Source organism: Corynebacterium sp. H127, from assembly GCF_037482665.1.
GTDB lineage: Bacteria > Actinomycetota > Actinomycetes > Mycobacteriales > Mycobacteriaceae > Corynebacterium.
On sequence record NZ_JBBHKY010000002.1, the window covers coordinates 164857 to 181805 of the forward strand.

The window sequence follows — 16949 nt, forward strand, 5'->3', positions numbered from 1 at the left end:
AAGTGGTTAGCTTTTCGATAGAAAAAACGCTTCATGCTATTGAATCTTGTGGCTTTTCACGGAAAGATTGGCCGAGTGTTAACGTTTGGACACCAAAACCCGACAACCCAATCGAAGTCTTAAATTAATTTCGATATTCAATTCGGTTTCGCTGTGTCCTTTCACCCAGCATCCATAATTTCAAGGAAAGACTGCATCTATGAAGAACTTCCGTCGCATTGCAGCGTCTGCCGCAGCAGCCGCAATGATCCTCGTTGGCGCGCCTGCAGCCTTCGCCGGCACGCCAGAAGCCGAAGTTGCCGCAGGTATCGCCCCTGCCCAGATCCACGAAGGCCCGATGGGTGATACCGCACCAAAGTGGCGCCAGAAGGTGGAAGAGCACCCACAGGCGGAAGAGATGTGGGCTTACTCCCCATCCATGGATCGCTGGATCCCGCTCGTCGTCAAGCGCGCTGCTAACCCAGGCCGCCCAACTGTTTACGCCTTGAACGGTGGCGACGGCGGCGAAGGTCGCGCGAACTGGGTCATGCAGACCGACATCCTCGACTTCTACGCCGACAAAGATGTCAACATGGTCATGCCAATGGCCGGCAAGTTCTCTTACTACACCGACTGGCAACAGGATGCCCCCAACCTCGGCGGCAAGCAGATGTGGGAAACCTTCATGACCAAGGAGCTCCCACAGGCTATCGAGACTCACTTGGCTGCTAACGATCAGCGTGCCATCTTCGGCATGTCCATGACCGCAACCACCACCCTGCTGTACGCGCAGCACCAGCCGGGCTTCTACGACGCCATTGGCTCCTTCTCCGGTTGCGCCCAGACTTCCGGTGGCGTTGGCCTGCCAGCCATCGATCTCACCTTGCAGCGTGGCGGCGTAACCAAGGAGCAGATGTGGGGCCCACTGGGCACTGGCACCTGGCACTACAACGACGCTCTGATCAACTCCGAGAAGCTGCGCGGCACCCCGATGTACATCTCTAACGCTTCCGGCCTCGCCGGCCAGCAGGACTTGTGGAGCGGCGAGCGCGTCCAGGGCAACTCTGCAAACGTCGGTGTCTTGGTCGTTGAGGGTGGCGCCATCGAGGCCGCTACCAACAAGTGCACCCACGATCTCAAGGCTAAGCTCGATTCCCAGGGCATCGGCGCTGACTGGGCCTTCCGTCCAGTGGGCACCCACTCTTGGGCCTACTGGCAGGAAGACCTGCGCGGCTCCTGGGAAACCTTCCGCTACGCATTCGGCATGTAGTCGGCTCTAAGAAATCGTTCTAACATTGTGCGGCCAATTCCTCTCACCAGGGATTGGCCGCACATGTGTCTCCTGAGAAAGATGCGCAACTCTTAATATGAAACTAGCTCCGCATATCACTCGAAACCTCATCGCTACGATCTCTGCTGCGGCCCTGTTCACACTCGGTGCGCCTGCCGCTTTCGCCGGCACGCCTGTCGCCGAGGTTGCCGCAGGTATCACCCCTGCCCAGATCCACGAAGGCCCGATGGGCGATACCGCACCAAAGTGGCGCCAGAAGGTGGAAGAACACCCACAAGCGGAGGAAATGTGGGCCTATTCCCCATCCATGGATCGCTGGATCCCGCTCGTCGTCAAGCGCGCTGTTAACCCCGGCCGCCCAACTGTGTACGCCTTGAACGGTGGCGACGGCGGCGAAGGTCGCGCGAACTGGGTCATGCAGACCGACATCCTCGACTTCTACGCCGACAAAGATGTCAACCTCGTTATCCCGATGGCAGGCAAGTTCTCCTATTACACCGACTGGCAGCAGGAGGTTCCCCACCTCGGCGGCAAACAGATGTGGGAAACCTTCATGACCAAGGAACTCCCACAGGCTATCGAAGACAACCTCAACGCCAACGATCAGCGCGCCATCTTCGGCATGTCCATGACCGCAACCACCACCCTGCTGTACGCGCAGCACCAGCCGGGCTTCTACGACGCCATCGGTTCCTTCTCCGGCTGCGCCCAGACCTCCCAAGGTGCCGGCCTGTTCGGCCTCGACCAGACGCTGAAACGAGGCGGAGCCACCAGGGAACAGATGTGGGGCCCACTGGGCACCGGCACCTGGCACTACAACGACGCGCTGACCAATTCCGAGAAGCTGCGCGGCACCCCGATGTACATCTCCAACGCTTCCGGCCTCGCCGGCCCAGATGATCTGTGGAGCGGCGAGCGCGTCCAGGGCAACTCTGCAAACGTCGCACTACTCAACACGGAGGGCGCCGCCATTGAAGCTGGCAGCAATAAGTGCACCCACGACCTCAAGGCTAAGCTCGATTCCCAGGGCATCGGCGCTGACTGGGTGTTCCGCCCAGTGGGCACCCACTCTTGGGCCTACTGGGAGGAAGACATGCACGCTTCCTGGGAGACCTTTCGCTACGCATTCGGCATGTAGTAGCTCTCGAAGGGCTTACATCTCATCCCCGATCCATGCAGCGAGCAGGCGCTAGCTAACATTGGTTGTCATGGTGGCTGATAATTCTTTCCTCGAGCAGATCGATTCCCCGGAGGCGCTGCAGTGGGCGCGGGAGTGGTCTGATCGCACGATCGCGCAGCTGCCCAGCTCCCGCTTAGAGCTGCAAGAGCGCATGCTGGCGGCCTTGAACACAGATGCTCGCATCCCGCTGCCTCGCCGCCGCGTCGAACTGCTCTTCAACTTCTGGCGCGATGCGGAGCATCCCCGCGGCATCTGGCGGTGCACCACGCTAGATAGCTACCTGGGCGATACGCAGTGGCGCACGCTTATCGACGTCGATTCCCTTGCCGCCGCCGAGGGCGAAAACTGGGTGTGGAAGGGTGCTCACGTGCGCTCTCCCGAATATGACCGTGCCCTGATCAAGCTCTCCCGTGGTGGAGCTGATGCCACCGAGATCCGTGAGTTCGATCTGGAACGAGGCTGCTTCGTTGCGGACGGTTTCAGCATCCCAGAGGCAAAGACCGACGTTTCCTGGGTGGATCTAGATACTCTGTTGGTCGGCACTGACATGGGCGAGGGCTCTTTGACCTCGTCCGGCTATCCGGCCCACGTTTACCGCTGGCAGCGCGGCCAAGAACTGGCGGCGGCTGAGTTGTTTTTCGCCGGCGAGGCCTCGGATGTCGCTGTAGGTGGCTGGCATGACTCGATGCCGGGATTTGAAAGAACCTTTGTCACTCGCTCCCTCGACTTCTACAACAGCTACACCTACTTGGATCGAGATGGGTTGGAGCTGATTGAGATCCCTAGTGACTGTGGCTTTTCCACATTTCGAGAGTGGATGTTCATTGCTCCCCGCACCGAGTTTTCCGGCGTACCCGCAGGCGGATTAGGCGTCATTGATTTCGAGGCCTTCCTCGCCGGGGCGCGCGAATTTCAGCTAGTATTCAGCCCTTCGCCTGCTACCTCGCTCCAGGGCCTAACCTTCACCAAGAATCACGCGGTTTTGACGCTGCTCGATAATGTGGCCAGCAAAATTCAGCTCATCCGGCTGGGACAGTGGGCGGAGTCAACGGAGTTGGCTGTCGATCCGCTAGCCACGACGACCGTCATCGGCACCAGCCCGCTTCGCGACGACGAACTCTGGTTGAGCACCACCAGCTTTGATCAGCCCGCCACCCTGCTGCACGGCTTTGCAGGAGGCGCCATGGAAGCGGTGAAACGAGCTCCAGAGTTGTTCTGCACTACAGACTTTGACACGTGCCAACATTGGGCTACCTCGGCAGACGGCACCCAGATTCCCTACTTCATCACCGGCAATTTTCACACGCAGCCACAGCCAGCTTTGGTGCACGCCTACGGCGGTTTCGAGGTGTCCCTGCGCCCCTACTACTCCGCCACCCGCGGTATTGGCTGGTTGGAACGTGGCGGACTGTTCGTAGAGGCAAATCTGCGAGGCGGCGGCGAGTTCGGCCCCTCCTGGCACTCCCAGGTGACCAAGTCGAACCGCCATAAGGTGTGGGAAGATCACGAGGCAGTGCTCAAAGACCTGGTAGCCCGGGGTTACACCACCCCAGAGCAATTGGCTATCCGCGGTGGCTCGAACGGTGGCTTGCTCACCGCGGGCGCCCTTGTAAGCTATCCGCAGTTGTTTGGAGCTGCGGTGGTCCAGGTACCTCTCACTGACATGTTGCGCTATCACACGATGAGCGCCGGTGCGTCCTGGATGGCGGAGTACGGCGACCCTGACAATCCGGAGGAAAGGGAAGCTATTGCCACGTGGTCGCCGCTTGCTGGCGTCGATAAGCAACCGGCATACCCGCCGGCGCTGGTGACCACCTCTACCCGGGACGACCGCGTCCACCCCGCCCACGCGCGCCTCTTCGCCGCTGCACTGCGCGAGGCCGGGCAGCCCGTCGACTACTACGAAAACACAGAAGGCGGTCATGCGGGTGCCGCCGACAATAGTCAAGTAGCGCACTTGGAGGCGCTCATCCATTCCTGGCTTTGGAGTACCCTAAAGAAACGATGACCACTCAACGCCTGCGCTCAACACCCATTCCCGGCACCCGCGATAGCTACACCGGGATTGACTTCAACCTCGGCTTTCATATCAGCCGGTATGAGTTGGACTTGGACTACCGAGTCCTACCGAACAATCTCAGCGCCACAGCAACCCTGCACGTAGAAAACTATGAGCCCTTAGCTGCGATGACCCTTGATTTGGTCGACTCGCTGCGCGTGAGCAAAGTACAGGGCCACGGGGCACGGATTGCGCGGTTCAAGCAGTCTGGAAATAAGCTCCGCCTGACGTTTTCGGAAGAGCTACCAGCCGATACCGAGTTCCGGTTAACTATCCGCTACTCGGGGTCACCGCGCCCTTTGCGAACTGCCTGGGGGGAGATCGGCTGGGAGGAACTATCCTCCGGATCCCTCGTGGCCTCGCAGCCTTGTGGCGCCCCGACCTGGTATCCGTGCGATGACACCCCGGATGAGAAGGCCGTCTACGAGATCACCGTCACCGCGGACAATCCCTTCACCGTGGTGTGCAACGGCACGCTGAGCGCTACTCGACGCCTAGGTTCGCGCACCCGATGGACCTACCGGATGGAGCATCCGATGGCCACTTACCTGGCTACCGTGATGGTGGGCGAGTTCGAGCGGATTGAACTGGGCACCGACCCCGTACCAGTGGTGGCTTACGTGCCACCCGCGCTGAAAGCCGGGTTCCTGAAAGATTTCGCGCAGCAGGTAGAAATGCTGCAGTTCTACGCCGCTACTTTCGGCGACTACCCTTTCGCGTCCTACACCGTTGTGGTCACCGAAGACGAGCTGGAAATTCCCCTGGAGGCACAGGGACTGTCCATATTTGGCGCTAACCATGCCCGCGGGCACGGCCGTTGGGAGCGACTCATCGCACACGAGCTTGCCCACCAGTGGTTCGGCAACTCCATGGGGCTAGCGCAGTGGAATGACATCTGGCTCAACGAGGGCTTTGCTTGCTACTCCGAATGGTTGTGGTTCGAACACTCCTCCGGCACCTCGGCGGAAGCCTCCGCTCGCGAACACTATGAGAAGCTTGCCCTTAAGGACGAAGATCTGTTGCTCGCCGATCCTGGCAAGAAGGACATGTTCGATGACCGGGTGTACAAGCGGGGCGCGCTGACCGTCCACTGCCTGCGCACCCTGTTGGGTGATGAAGCCTTTTTCGCTATGCTCCGCCGCTACGTGGAGGCCGGCCGCCACGGCGTGGTGGAGCCGCACGACCTCCGCGCGGAGGCGCTGCTGGCCTGCTCCACTATGGATGTGCCCGCCGCAGAACTGGAGAGGCTATGGCAAGCCTGGTTGCATGCTCCTGCTTTGCCGAGTTTCCCCGCCCACAGGGTTTCAACCGGGAACTGCGGCGACCACCCATGAAAGCCCTCTCCCTAGCAACCGTTTTCGCAGCTCTCTCCGGCTTTGCGATCGTCATCGGCGCTTCGCACCTCCTCGGCACCGAGGTCAACGCACAGTTCATGGCGATTTGGGGCCTGTTCTTCGCCTGCACCGGGCTTATCGACGGCCTCACCCAAGAAACCACCCGGGCGGTGTCCGCTTCCCAAGAGACCGGAAAGGTTGGCAACGCCAAGCCGTTGCGGTTTGCGATATTGATCGGCATCGTGGTGTCGGCACTGATCGTTGGCACGAGTTGGCTGTGGATGGATCGGCTGGTTGAGGGGCACACGGCGTCCGCAACGGCGCTGCTCACCGCGGGACTGTTGTCTTATGCGTTTCAAGCTTTGCTCTCTGGTTTGCTCTCCGGCTTGAAACTATGGGAGCAATACGCGGGACTGCTAGCCCTAGATTCCGGCATCCGCATGGTACTGATGGGACTTGCCTGGTGGTTTGCTTGGGGACTACCAGCGTTCTTGGTAATCACCGTAATTGGCGCACTGAGCTGGGCTGTCATCCTGTTTTCCTCACCCCGGGCACGCGCAGCACTGAGCGCTCCCACAGACGTAGACATGCGTGTCTTTCGTGTCAACGCGATGCAGGCGATGCTGGCGACCGGCGCCACGGCGATACTCATCACCGGGTTTCCCACCGCCATGAAGTTCACGCTAGCCGATGCCCCGGAAAGCGGTGTGACCATGGCCGGTCTGATGTTCTCCATTACCCTGACCAGGGCACCGATATTGGTGCCACTCCAGCGATTCCAATCTGCGCTGATCGTGAACTTTGTGGAGCGTCGAGAAGCACTACTGAGCGCTTTGGCGCGACCTGTCGCTGCAGTTCTCGGTGTCGGAATGCTCGGGGCAGTGGCTGCGTGGTTGATCGGACCATGGATCCTACATACCTTCTTTAAGCCGGACTTCTTCGTTCCCGGCTCCATCCTCGCGATCCTCACCTTTGCCTCGGCATGCACCGGTTCCCTCATGATCACCAGCACGGCTGCCCTTGCAACAGAGTTGTACCGCCTTTACATCGGTGGCTGGATTTTAGCCTCCATCGTGGCATTCGGAATTCTGCTCCTGCCACTGAGTATGCCTGTTGCGGTGTGCGCCGCATTGCTGGCAGGCCCGATTAGTGGTGCGGTGCTTCAAGTCATCGGGTTGCTCAAGGCCTAAAACCGCTAGGATCTACAGTCATGCCGACGCTTTCTGCCCTCGTGACCGTCTATCATCGCATCAACGCCACTGAGCTGCGCCAAGCGCTCGAGTCGCTCACTGCACAAACGCGACCGGCGGATGAGATCGTGATCGTGGAGGACGGTCCAGTAGGATCCGAGCTACGCGAGGTCATTGATACCTTTGTCGCCAGCACTCCCTCCGCCCGCACCCTCGTTTTGGCCCGCAACCAGGGGGCCGGACCCGCATCCCAGGCTGGGCTGAAGTCTATTTCTACCGACTTCATCGCGCGTCTCGACGCCGATGACATCGCCTACCCCGAACGCTTCGCCACACAGCTGGCCTTCTTCGAGCAGCACCCCGCCGTAGATGTGCTGGGAACCGCCCTCGCAGAGTTTCACGGCACACCAGACAACATCGTTGGTGTTCGGACGCTCCCGGAGACCCACACCAAGCTCGCTAAATATGCGCTGATCAATTCGCCTATCAACAATCCGAGCGTGATGATGCGAACCCAGGCCGTGAAGGATGCGGGCGGTTATCAAAATGTGCACCACATGGAGGACTACGATCTCTATGCGCGACTATTGGCCAGCGGAAAGCGCTTCCACAACTTGCAGGAGCCACTCACCTATTTCCGCTCCAGTGACGATGTATTCGAGAGGCGGACCGGCTCGGGAATGTTCGCAGCCGAGCGCCAGATGCAACGCAACCTCGTGCACTACGGCCTGATATCCAAACCTCGGGCGGCGTTTAACCTGTTGGCGCGGACCGCGTTTCGTCTCCTACCTAGTAATGCTCTCAAGGCGGCATACGGCAAGTTGTTCCACCGCGGCTAGGGCCATAGGTTAGGCTAATTCCCATCATGGATACCTCGAATTCACAGTCAAACCTGGATACCTGGCTGGTGATTCCGTGTTACAACGAAGGCTCAGTGATCCAAGAAGTCATCGAAAACGCCCGGAAAACCTTCCCGAACATCGTCGCCGTCAACGATGGCTCTGCCGATGATTCTGCCGCCCGCATCCACGCGGCTGGCGCGCATCTTGTCAATCATCCTGTGAATTTAGGCCAAGGCGCTGCAATTCAAACTGGTGTCGAATACGCCAGAATGCAGCCGGGTGCGGAGTACTTTGTTACCTTCGACGCTGACGGCCAGCACCAAGTCAAAGATGTAGTGGCAATGCTGCAGCGTCTGCGTGCGGAGCCGGTGGATATCATCGTGGGCACGCGCTTCGGTCGGCCCCGTAAGGAAGACGATCAGGTCCCGCTCATCAAGCGCATCGTCTTGAAGACCGTGGTGCTGCTCTCTTCACGCACCCGTCGCCTGGGGCTGAGCGACGCCCACAACGGCCTGCGCGTATTCAACAAGAAGGTCGCCACCGAGCTCAACCTCCGCATGAACGGTATGAGCCACGCTTCTGAGTTCGTCGCTACGATGGACGAGAAGAAATGGCGGGTCTCTGAGCACCCCGTTGACATCTTGTACACCGAATATTCGTTGAGCAAGGGGCAATCGCTCATCAATGGCGTCAACATCCTCGCCGACGGACTACTTGCAAGGAAACTGCCATGAGCGGACAGCTTTTCATCCAGATTCTTCTGCTCATCGCCACCGCATTCTTGGTGGTCTACTTTTTGGGCAACCGCCGCAAGGCCCGCGCAAAAGCAGGGGTCAAGATCGGTTTCATCGTGTTTGTACTTGCCTGTATCTGGGCAGTGCTGCGTCCAGACGACCTGACCATAGTGGCCAATTGGCTCGGGGTCTCTCGGGGCACCGACCTGCTGCTATACGCATTAGTAGTAGCCTTTATGTTCACCACCCTCAGCTCTTATGTTCGCTTCCGCGAGCAGGAGCTACGCTACGCCCGCCTCGCGCGTGCCATTGCATTGCGAAACGCCATCAAACCGGAAGATGAGTTGAGTTAGTTGACTGAAACAGAAGCATCGGCTGTTGTCGTCGATAAGCCAGCTGCTGCCCGTTCCCGCACGCCTCTCCTGGTTGTCATAGTGGCACTGATTGCTGCCATCGCCGGGCTCCTCGGCTACATGATGGGCGGCAACGCGGCGACGAAGCAGTTCATCGCCGAGAACCCCTCCTCTGCCACAGCAATCAAGGCAAAGCTAAAGGACGTCAAGGCAGGCACCGGCGATAAGACCGCTAAGCCGCTCGCCGACGGCACGTACAATGCCCAGATCCAAGGCTCTGGTGGACCGCTGCAGTCGCAAAAAGACATCACTAATGTGCACCGTCGCAACGCCGAAGACCCCTTCGCGATTGGTGCAGTTGACGCACCCGTCGTTATTTCCGAGTTCTCCGACTTCGAGTGCCCATTCTGCGCCCGCTACGCCACTGAGACCGACCCTAAGATTATGTCCGAATACGTGGACAAGGGCCTCGTGCGCATCGAATGGAACGACCTGCCGATCAACGGCCCCGCCGCTGAGGCCGCCGCCAAGGCTGGCCGCGCCGCCGCCGAACAAGGCAAGTTCAATGAATTCAAGAACGCACTGTTCGCAGAGGCCGCGAAAAAGGACGGTCACCCGAACTTTGGCGAAGCCGACTTTGAGCGTTTTGCCACCGAAGCCGGAGTCCCGGACATGGCGAAGTTCAAGGCTGACGCTGCATCCGACAAGTACGACGGCGCGATTTCCCAGGCCGTCCAGTACGGCAGCGGGCTGGGCGTCAATGGCACCCCAGCGTTCCTGGTGGGCACCAAGTTTGTCTCCGGTGCGCAGCCCTGGGAAGTTTTTAAAGCCACTATCGACGAGCAGCTGGCGATGACAGTTTAGCGGCTCCGCCCATCACTATCCCAAGGTTTCGGCCTTGGGATTTTTTAGACCCTACTATTCGCATACGTGTTTGAATTTCCCCTTGACAGGGTCTGACTTTGAACTAGAATAGTAGTTAGGAAACAGTCGTATTGGGGATGCGAACTAGGGGGTGCTGTACAGTGAACGAGCTTAAAGTCGCCCATTACAGATTGCGGGTTGCCGCCGAAAACATTGACATGAGCAGGCCCTTCGATGTTGAATCTGCCATGTCGGAGGTTTCCGCACTCAAAGAGTTCCTGGCTCGCTTTGAGACGAATCTGGCCGCCAACATGACCCCAAAATCTCTTCATGAATGCAACGTGAATCCACGCGAAGCACGAACGCTTATTCGACGCGCAAGTTCCTTCTGGGACGATGACGTCCCCGTAGCCCATCAAGATGAGATTCTGCGGGTACTCAGCAATCTATCTCCCGACTCTAAAAGACGTGAGGAAATCTACGACGCCGCTGCACAGGAAGTGCGAAACTACAACCGCCCGACCCACCCAGACCAAACCTGGAAGTTCACTCGTGACCAAGTGCTTGCGGAAAACCAGCGGCTAGCCAAAGATCCACTCCAAGCACGTGCGCAACGACGATTCACACTGCATGCTCCAGACGAACATGGGGGTGCAAAATTTTCCGGCTATGTCACCCCAGAAATCGGCGCACTGCTCCAATCCATGTTGGACCAATCCTTCGGTGCCACTCCGAAAGACGGCGATGAGACTCGCACCATAAGACAACGGCAGCATGATGCCTTCGCCCGCGTAGTGCGTTGGGCCAGCAGCAATCGAGTAGAAGCCACTGGACATGCCAGCCTCGTAGTATCGGTGACCGAGGATGATGAATTCGACCTTTATCGGCGCTTTCCTACCAACACTGCGTTTGAGCTAAACCTGCTCGAACTCGCCAATCTAGGGCATTCTCGGATCACCGACTTCATTGCAGTCCACACCCACACCGGAGCGGTGAAGAAGCTGGTTAGCGCACGACGAACCGCTGGCTTCCATCTCCGTATCGCGCTCCTGGCCGAGCAACTAGTCTGCCAATACCCAGGATGTGATGTCCCCGCCGGTAGATGCGAAGCCCACCACATTATCCCGTGGTCACAGTGCCATAAAACAGCCCTCGAGAACCTCGGACTCATGTGCCGCAATCACCACCGGCGCAACCACGACGACTGGGATGGCCCACACATGGAAAAGCGAGCCGGTCACGTCCGATGGATAGACCGACTCGGCTTGGCAGAAAACACCTCACCAGCAGCCAAGAAAGCCGCCGGGAAACGAATCAGAACCAAACCCCCAGGCTAACGCGACCTAAACCGCGCGGAAGTAATCGACAGTCTTTTGGACGCCATCAACAATGGCAACCTCCGGCTGCCACCCCAACACGTCCTTAGCCCGCTCGAAAGATAAGGCAGAGCGAGGAACGTCGCCAAGCCGCGCAGGCGCAAACTCCGGATCGTCAACCGCACCCGCAGCGGCTGCTACCAAAGAGTGCAGCTGCCTATCCGACGTCTCCACGGAGGTGCCGATATTAAATCGCAGCCCACCCCCCTCAGAACCCGACGCCAAATAAAACGCCCGCACCACATCACCGACATACACGTAGTCGCGCGTATTGCCACCGTCACCAAACACACGTGTGGACTCTCCACGCAGCAGCCGTTCCGAGAAAATCGCCACAACGCCCGCCTCACCATGCGGATCCTGACGCGGACCATACACATTCGCCGGCGCAATATGCGAGCAATCCAGCCCATACAAATGCCGGAAGGTATTCAAATAGATCTCGCCAGCGCTCTTCGACGCCGCATACGGTGAATGCGGATCAATCGGGAAAGACTCATCTACCGGGAAGGTATCCGGAGTACCGTAAATCGAACCGCCCGAAGAGGTAAAGACGATCTTGCGCACATCGTTCTTCCTCGCCGCATCCGCGATACGAATAGTGGAGATGATATTAGTGGTGGCGTCATGAATCGGATCCTCAACCGAGTACCGCACATCAATCTGAGCTGCCAGATGGAAAATCACCTCCGGACGATGCTCAGCCAGGAACGCGTCGAAGTCCAACTCCAAGATGTCAGCTTCAACAAAGGTGCACTTCCCGGTGGCCTGGGCCGCGGCAAGGTTCTCGGTTCGACCGCGGCTGAGATTGTCCACCACAACGACATCGTGGCCCTTCTCAATTAACAGATCCGTCAAATGAGAACCAATAAACCCGGCCCCGCCGGTAACAAGAGTGCGCATGAGATCCACCTTAGTGGAAATAAAAGCCCCGAAACGGAAACACTCCCAGCCCACATACCAAAAGCAGGCCTCCGGAAACCGGAAGACCTGCTTTATTCTTGAGCCGCCTGCGAGAATCGAACTCGCGACCTTTTCATTACGAGTGAAATGCTCTACCGACTGAGCTAAGGCGGCACCGATGCACACAGCATCGTCGTTAAAGCTTACCGCACGGTAGATTAGTTCAAAAAACAGCAGGTTACTGCACCTGGCATGCCTTCCGCAGTCGCCCCACTAAGCCACTGAGGGCAACCACTGGACGCACATTGTGCCCAAGTGATTCTCGGCAAAGATTGATCGCTTCAAGGCAATCAGTGAGCGCCTCCGGCGTATTTTTCCCAGCCAGGTCCGTGGACAGTCCATCAAAATCAGGATGAGTCAACTGTATCGACGCACCCGAAGCCTTCAAGAGGGCATCGCGGTAGAGGCCAGCAAGGTCGATCAACGCTAGATCAAAAGCATCGCGCTTGGCGCGAGTTTGTCGCTTCTTGTGCACTGCTTCCAACGCCTTGACCTCCGTTTCCATCCCTTTTGTCATCCTCGCCGTGCCCTTACCCTTAACACCGGCTCCGAAGGCATTGCGTAGCTTATCCAGTTCTTGATCTTCGGCGGGGGCAAGATCGGTCTTCACCTCATCCTCCACCGTCTTTACCAGTGCGCCGACCTCCTGGAAAGCCGCCTCCTTGTGGTACACCAGCTCCGCCAGATGTAGCACCTGTGCTCGACGCGACTGGGCGGCCGCGGAGTGAGCCAAGTGTCGAGCGCGACCAATGTGGCCGGATGTTGCGGCAGCCGCCAGCCGAGCAGCTTCTTCGTTCACACCACCCTCCGCCAGCAGGATCCGGGTGGCGTCCTCAAGCGAAGGCGTGGGCACGTACACATGCCGACAGCGGGATCGCAAGGTAACGGAAATATCGCGGCGATCGGTGGAAGGAGCACACAACATGATCACTGTGCGGGCAGAAGGCTCTTCAACCGTCTTGAGCAATGCATTCGCGGCACCATCCGATAGCCGGTCCGCATCCTCGATAATGATGACCCGCCAGTGCGCCAGTGTCGGCAGCGCAAGCGCCGGCCCCACTACCTTCTCTCGCATCAGATCTACGCCAATCGATAGCTCTGTGGGAACCACGTGGACAAGATCGGGGTGCTTGTCCGCCATCACATCGCGGCAATTCTGGCACGTTCCACAACCGACCTCGGTTGGGGAAGTACACATCAGCGCAGCAGCAAATGCCCGCGCCGCATTAGAACGACCGGACCCCGGAGGCCCCGTAAAGAGCCAAGAATGGGTCATCGCCGCCGCAGTGGCCCCCTTTTCACCCCCGACACCGGCAGCCAGCTGACGAGCTGCGGAGGCGGCGTCGATAAGCGTGCGGCGGAGTTGTTCGGCCCCGGATAGCCGATCAAAGACAGAATTTTCGCTCACCCAACCCACCCTATATTGCAAGCCAGATAAAGTAAGAGGCATGACTCGTTTTGTGCAGATCGTGAAGTGGCTATGGAAGACCTCCTGGCCGCTCTACGCTGCCACCATCTTCTTCTCCAATGTGCTGGGCGCCATCGCCACAATGATGTTCTTCCAATGGCTCATCCCGATGCCCGGAAAGAATGAATTCCTCAGCTTCAGCGGCCCTTTGCCCACGGTCGGAATCGGGTACCTGGTTGTCGGCTCGCTGGTCGGGGCCGTGTTGTCTTTCCTGCTCTTCCGACCCGTACTGGCCTGGCAGCACAGCCCGGAAGACCACGATCCGAACATGATTCGCAACCTCGTCATGCGCATCCCCGTGTATCAGGCGATGCTCTGTGCCGCGATGTGGCTGATCGGAATCATCATCGTCACCCTCATGGCAACTACCCACGGTGGTCGGGTGGCATTAGTCCTCGGCTTGGCATCCCTGCTCGGAGGCTCCGTTGTCGTCCTGCTCACCTATCTGGAGGCAGAGCGGATCGTGCGCCCCGTCGCGGCTGAGGCGCTAGCCAAACGTTTCGAGGACTCCACCCTAGAACCGCCGGTTACACAGCGGCTTCGCTTCACCTGGCTCGTCACCTCAGCTGTACCGCTAATAGGGATCTGCCTCCTCGTTGTTGGACATCACTACCACTACTTCACCGATGACGCCGCCGACCTACTGCCCGCGATCCTTGCTCTTGGCGCTACCTCGCTCCTAGCCGGCTTCGCAGCACAAACACTGGTAATTATGAGCGTGGTCGACCCCATTCATGAGTTGCAAAGCGCCATCAACCGAGTGCGACGCGGCGAACTCGACGTAGCCGTAGATATCTACGATGGTTCCGAGATCGGCGTGTTACAGGCAGGCTTCAATGAGATGATGCGCGGTCTACGGGAACGGCAGCGGGTGCGCGATCTCTTCGGACGCTACGTAGGTACCGAGGTTGCCCGCCGGGCCATGGAGGAACGCCCTACCCTAGGTGGTGAAGACCGCAGCGTCGCGGTGCTTTTTGTCGACGTCATTGGCTCCACCACCTTCGCCGTCAATCACACCCCAGAAGAGGTCGTTGCTGCACTCAACAAGTTCTTCGAAAAGGTCGTTGATGTTGTTCACGAGCACAAGGGTGTCATCAACAAGTTCCAGGGTGATGCCGCGCTCGCGATCTTCGGCGCTCCGCTACTGCTTGCCGACGCCGCTGGCATGGCCCTCGCGGCCGCCCGAGAGCTCCGCATCGAACTCAAAGACATGGATCTAGCCGCGGGCATTGGCGTCGCCTCTGGGCACGTGGTCGCTGGCCACATTGGCGGACACGATCGCTTCGAATACACCGTCATCGGTGACGCGGTGAACCAGGCTGCGCGCCTGACCGAACTAGCCAAGGACACACCGGGCCGAGTGCTCACCTCCGCCTCTACCCTGCGCGCTGCCAACGAGGCCGAGCAGGCGCGCTGGACGGTCCTCAAATCGGTGGAGCTGCGCGGACGAGGCGAACTCACCCAGCTGGCCCGCCCGATCCGTCCGACGCTCGCAGACCGGTCTTAGGCTACTGTTCGCTACTTCCAACCTTTCCGATATAGATCGGGCAGGGCACACTTGGGTATCTCCCACTTATCCGACCACCCCTAATTGGCCTTTTACCTGCTATAAAGTTGGATTGATTCCAGAACATGCCCCTGCATCACTACTTCGATCTGGCGAGCAAGTTGCGCTGGGTCGTCAGCCATTCCGGTGGCAATCCAGTGCAGCAGATGCCCGACCACAGCCAGGGTGTAGTGATCGATGATGAACTGTCGATCCACCTCATCCAAATCGTATCCAGCGGAGAGCTCGGTCACGATGGCTGTCATCATTTCACGTAGCGATCGAAAGAAAAACTTCACTGTATTCCCAGTCTTGAGCGACTTGAGGATTGCCTGAACCTGGGTACGGTGTTTGTACATATACGTCATGAGCTGCTCAAATCCCTCGGCCCAAGCGTCGTAACGCGCATGAGCGAGGATATGCCGAGCAACCTCATCTTGGAATAGCCATTCGGCAGCATCGTATACGTCGTCGAAGTGATAGTAGAACGCCTGGCGAGTCACCCCAGCGCGAGTGGCAAGTCGGGCCACAGTGATGCGCGAAAGTTCGGTGTTGTGCAGCTCGCTTTTGAGCGCAGCAGCGAGAGCATCGCGAGCATCCATAGTTACCACTTTACATAAGCGTCAAAATGTCTATATACAGCGCTTTCGTCGAACCATAAGCTTAATAGGTGAAATCACTTCCAACGGCGCGCTCCTTCTGGCCTGGGCGCAAGGCTCGCGCCCAAAAATCGAAATGAGGAACGTCATGTTTTTGTTTAGCGCCATCCCTTGGTATTCCTGGGGCGCCTGGCTACTAGTTCTAGCTGGTTTAATCGGGCTGAATGAAATTTCCCGTCGTTGGCGTGGCGCAGGTTGGGCTCTGTTCATAGCGCTGCCTATAGCGCTAACAATCTTCGTATGGCCCACTACTGCCGGCCCGGGATCATCCACCGGGACCTGGTTTCACTGGGTCAAAGTGTACTCCGCGCTGGCAGGCTGTCTGGGTTTCATGGCGCTGCGCTACCACCCGAAGCTCGCAGCCAACAAGTGGGCGCAGGTTTTCCCTCCGTTCATCCTCGGGCTCAACATTCTGGAAGCCTGCATCCGTGACTTCCAAGTCGGCGCAATGAACGCGGACGGTGTGGTTGACGGTGTGTACATGGTGTCCGGCGCGTGGAACTATATGAACGGCATCGCCGGCCTGCTCAACCTCATCACAATTTGCGGCTGGACCGGCATCATTATCTCCCGCTCATCCACCAAAGACATGATCTGGCCTGACATGCTGTGGTTCTGGATCATCGCTTATGATCTGTGGAACTTCGCTTATGTGTACAACTGCGTCGGCGATCACTCGTTCTACGCAGGCGCTGCGTTGCTCATCTCCTGTACCATCCCGGCCTTCTTCATCAAAAAGGGCGCGTGGCTGCAGCATAGAGCTCACACCTTGGCATTCTGGATGATGTTCACGATGGCAGTGCCCAGCTTTGTGACAGATTCGAAGTTCTCCGTCGCAGCTTCACACGATCCGAAGGCTCTGTTCATCGTGTCCTTCATAGCGCTGGCAGCCAACATCGCTGTGTTCGGCTACCAGATGCATACCGCCATCACTCACAAGAAGCACCTGCTTCGGGACGAGCTTTACACGCACCTTTCCGCCCATCACGATGTCCTCGTCTCCAATATTGCAGTTCCAGAATCATTCGAGGTCGCGGAGTCTACAAAAAACAGAAAGCGCTCTGGCACCCATCTCATCTAATCGGCCACCCAGCAGCAAAACACCAACAGC

At 58.4% G+C, this 16949-nt stretch carries 15 protein-coding genes and 1 tRNA gene; 12 read left to right on the forward strand and 4 right to left on the reverse strand.

Features of this window, described 5'->3' with window-relative positions; genetic code table 11:
• The first annotated feature begins 199 nt into the window (after window positions 1–199).
• From WG936_RS03375 to WG936_RS03420, 10 genes are all read left to right on the forward strand, one after another.
• Complete coding sequence (locus tag WG936_RS03375) at window positions 200–1249, forward strand: alpha/beta hydrolase (protein ID WP_339564408.1); 1050 nt, start codon at window positions 200–202, stop codon at window positions 1247–1249.
• A 97-nt stretch (window positions 1250–1346) separates the two neighbouring features.
• On the forward strand, window positions 1347–2408 hold the full coding sequence (locus WG936_RS03380; protein WP_339572107.1) for an alpha/beta hydrolase: 1062 nt from the start codon (window positions 1347–1349) through the stop codon (window positions 2406–2408).
• A gap of 73 nt (window positions 2409–2481) precedes the next feature.
• Complete coding sequence (locus WG936_RS03385; RefSeq protein ID WP_339572170.1) at window positions 2482–4458, forward strand: prolyl oligopeptidase family serine peptidase; 1977 nt, start codon at window positions 2482–2484, stop codon at window positions 4456–4458.
• On the forward strand, window positions 4455–5843 hold the full coding sequence (locus tag WG936_RS03390; protein WP_339572108.1) for a M1 family metallopeptidase: 1389 nt from the start codon (window positions 4455–4457) through the stop codon (window positions 5841–5843). The genes WG936_RS03385 and WG936_RS03390 overlap by 4 nt, the downstream gene beginning before the upstream one ends.
• On the forward strand, window positions 5840–7033 hold the full coding sequence (locus WG936_RS03395; RefSeq protein ID WP_339572109.1) for a hypothetical protein: 1194 nt from the start codon (window positions 5840–5842) through the stop codon (window positions 7031–7033). Before WG936_RS03390 ends, WG936_RS03395 begins: the two co-directional genes overlap by 4 nt.
• Before the next feature lie 20 nt (window positions 7034–7053).
• Entirely contained in the window at window positions 7054–7872 is an 819-nt protein-coding gene (locus WG936_RS03400; protein WP_339572110.1) for a glycosyltransferase, read from the forward strand.
• Between the two features lie 26 nt (window positions 7873–7898).
• The gene (locus WG936_RS03405) at window positions 7899–8609 is read left to right on the forward strand and encodes a glycosyltransferase family 2 protein (protein WP_339564413.1); all 711 of its coding nucleotides are present in this window, start codon (window positions 7899–7901) and stop codon (window positions 8607–8609) included.
• On the forward strand, window positions 8606–8962 hold the full coding sequence (locus tag WG936_RS03410) for a DUF2304 domain-containing protein (protein ID WP_339572111.1): 357 nt from the start codon (window positions 8606–8608) through the stop codon (window positions 8960–8962). Before WG936_RS03405 ends, WG936_RS03410 begins: the two co-directional genes overlap by 4 nt.
• Window positions 8963–9826, forward strand: a complete 864-nt coding sequence (locus WG936_RS03415; protein ID WP_339572112.1) for a DsbA family protein — start codon at window positions 8963–8965, stop codon at window positions 9824–9826.
• A 161-nt stretch (window positions 9827–9987) separates the two neighbouring features.
• The gene (locus tag WG936_RS03420; protein WP_339572113.1) at window positions 9988–11163 is read left to right on the forward strand and encodes an HNH endonuclease signature motif containing protein; all 1176 of its coding nucleotides are present in this window, start codon (window positions 9988–9990) and stop codon (window positions 11161–11163) included.
• A gap of 6 nt (window positions 11164–11169) precedes the next feature.
• Here the strand turns inward: WG936_RS03420 and WG936_RS03425 are convergent, their stop codons facing one another.
• The 3 genes from WG936_RS03425 to WG936_RS03435 form a co-directional block, all read right to left on the reverse strand.
• On the reverse strand, window positions 11170–12105 hold the full coding sequence (locus WG936_RS03425) for an NAD-dependent epimerase/dehydratase family protein (protein ID WP_339572114.1): 936 nt from the start codon (window positions 12103–12105) through the stop codon (window positions 11170–11172).
• Window positions 12106–12206: 101 nt separating this feature from the next.
• A tRNA-Thr gene (locus WG936_RS03430) sits at window positions 12207–12279 on the reverse strand.
• A 64-nt stretch (window positions 12280–12343) separates the two neighbouring features.
• On the reverse strand, window positions 12344–13573 hold the full coding sequence (locus tag WG936_RS03435; protein WP_339572115.1) for a DNA polymerase III subunit delta': 1230 nt from the start codon (window positions 13571–13573) through the stop codon (window positions 12344–12346).
• Window positions 13574–13613: 40 nt separating this feature from the next.
• On the opposite strand from WG936_RS03435, the gene WG936_RS03440 reads away from it, so the two are divergent.
• Window positions 13614–15140 (forward strand): adenylate/guanylate cyclase domain-containing protein, encoded by a 1527-nt coding sequence (locus WG936_RS03440; protein WP_339565037.1) that lies wholly within the window; start codon window positions 13614–13616, stop codon window positions 15138–15140.
• 92 nt (window positions 15141–15232) lie between these two features.
• Here the strand turns inward: WG936_RS03440 and WG936_RS03445 are convergent, their stop codons facing one another.
• Window positions 15233–15781 carry a TetR-like C-terminal domain-containing protein gene (locus WG936_RS03445; protein WP_339572116.1) on the reverse strand — a complete coding sequence of 183 codons (549 nt, stop codon included), beginning with the start codon at window positions 15779–15781 and terminating at the stop codon, window positions 15233–15235.
• Between the two features lie 145 nt (window positions 15782–15926).
• Here WG936_RS03445 and WG936_RS03450 point away from each other — a divergent pair, with 145 nt between their 5' ends.
• Window positions 15927–16919 carry a DUF5692 family protein gene (locus WG936_RS03450; RefSeq protein WP_339572117.1) on the forward strand — a complete coding sequence of 331 codons (993 nt, stop codon included), beginning with the start codon at window positions 15927–15929 and terminating at the stop codon, window positions 16917–16919.
• Window positions 16920–16949: the final 30 nt, after the last annotated feature.

Coding starts and splice junctions, on each gene's coding strand:
- WG936_RS03440 (WP_339565037.1), top strand. CDS start 13,614: ATGACTCGTTTTGTGCAGATCGTGAAGTGGCTATGGAAGACCTCCTGG.
- WG936_RS03450 (WP_339572117.1), top strand. CDS start 15,927: ATGTTTTTGTTTAGCGCCATCCCTTGGTATTCCTGGGGCGCCTGGCTA.
- WG936_RS03395 (WP_339572109.1), top strand. CDS start 5,840: ATGAAAGCCCTCTCCCTAGCAACCGTTTTCGCAGCTCTCTCCGGCTTT.
- WG936_RS03390 (WP_339572108.1), top strand. CDS start 4,455: ATGACCACTCAACGCCTGCGCTCAACACCCATTCCCGGCACCCGCGAT.
- WG936_RS03380 (WP_339572107.1), top strand. CDS start 1,347: ATGAAACTAGCTCCGCATATCACTCGAAACCTCATCGCTACGATCTCT.
- WG936_RS03410 (WP_339572111.1), top strand. CDS start 8,606: ATGAGCGGACAGCTTTTCATCCAGATTCTTCTGCTCATCGCCACCGCA.
- WG936_RS03375 (WP_339564408.1), top strand. CDS start 200: ATGAAGAACTTCCGTCGCATTGCAGCGTCTGCCGCAGCAGCCGCAATG.
- WG936_RS03425 (WP_339572114.1), bottom strand. CDS start 12,105: ATGCGCACTCTTGTTACCGGCGGGGCCGGGTTTATTGGTTCTCATTTG.
- WG936_RS03400 (WP_339572110.1), top strand. CDS start 7,054: ATGCCGACGCTTTCTGCCCTCGTGACCGTCTATCATCGCATCAACGCC.
- WG936_RS03445 (WP_339572116.1), bottom strand. CDS start 15,781: ATGGATGCTCGCGATGCTCTCGCTGCTGCGCTCAAAAGCGAGCTGCAC.
- WG936_RS03405 (WP_339564413.1), top strand. CDS start 7,899: ATGGATACCTCGAATTCACAGTCAAACCTGGATACCTGGCTGGTGATT.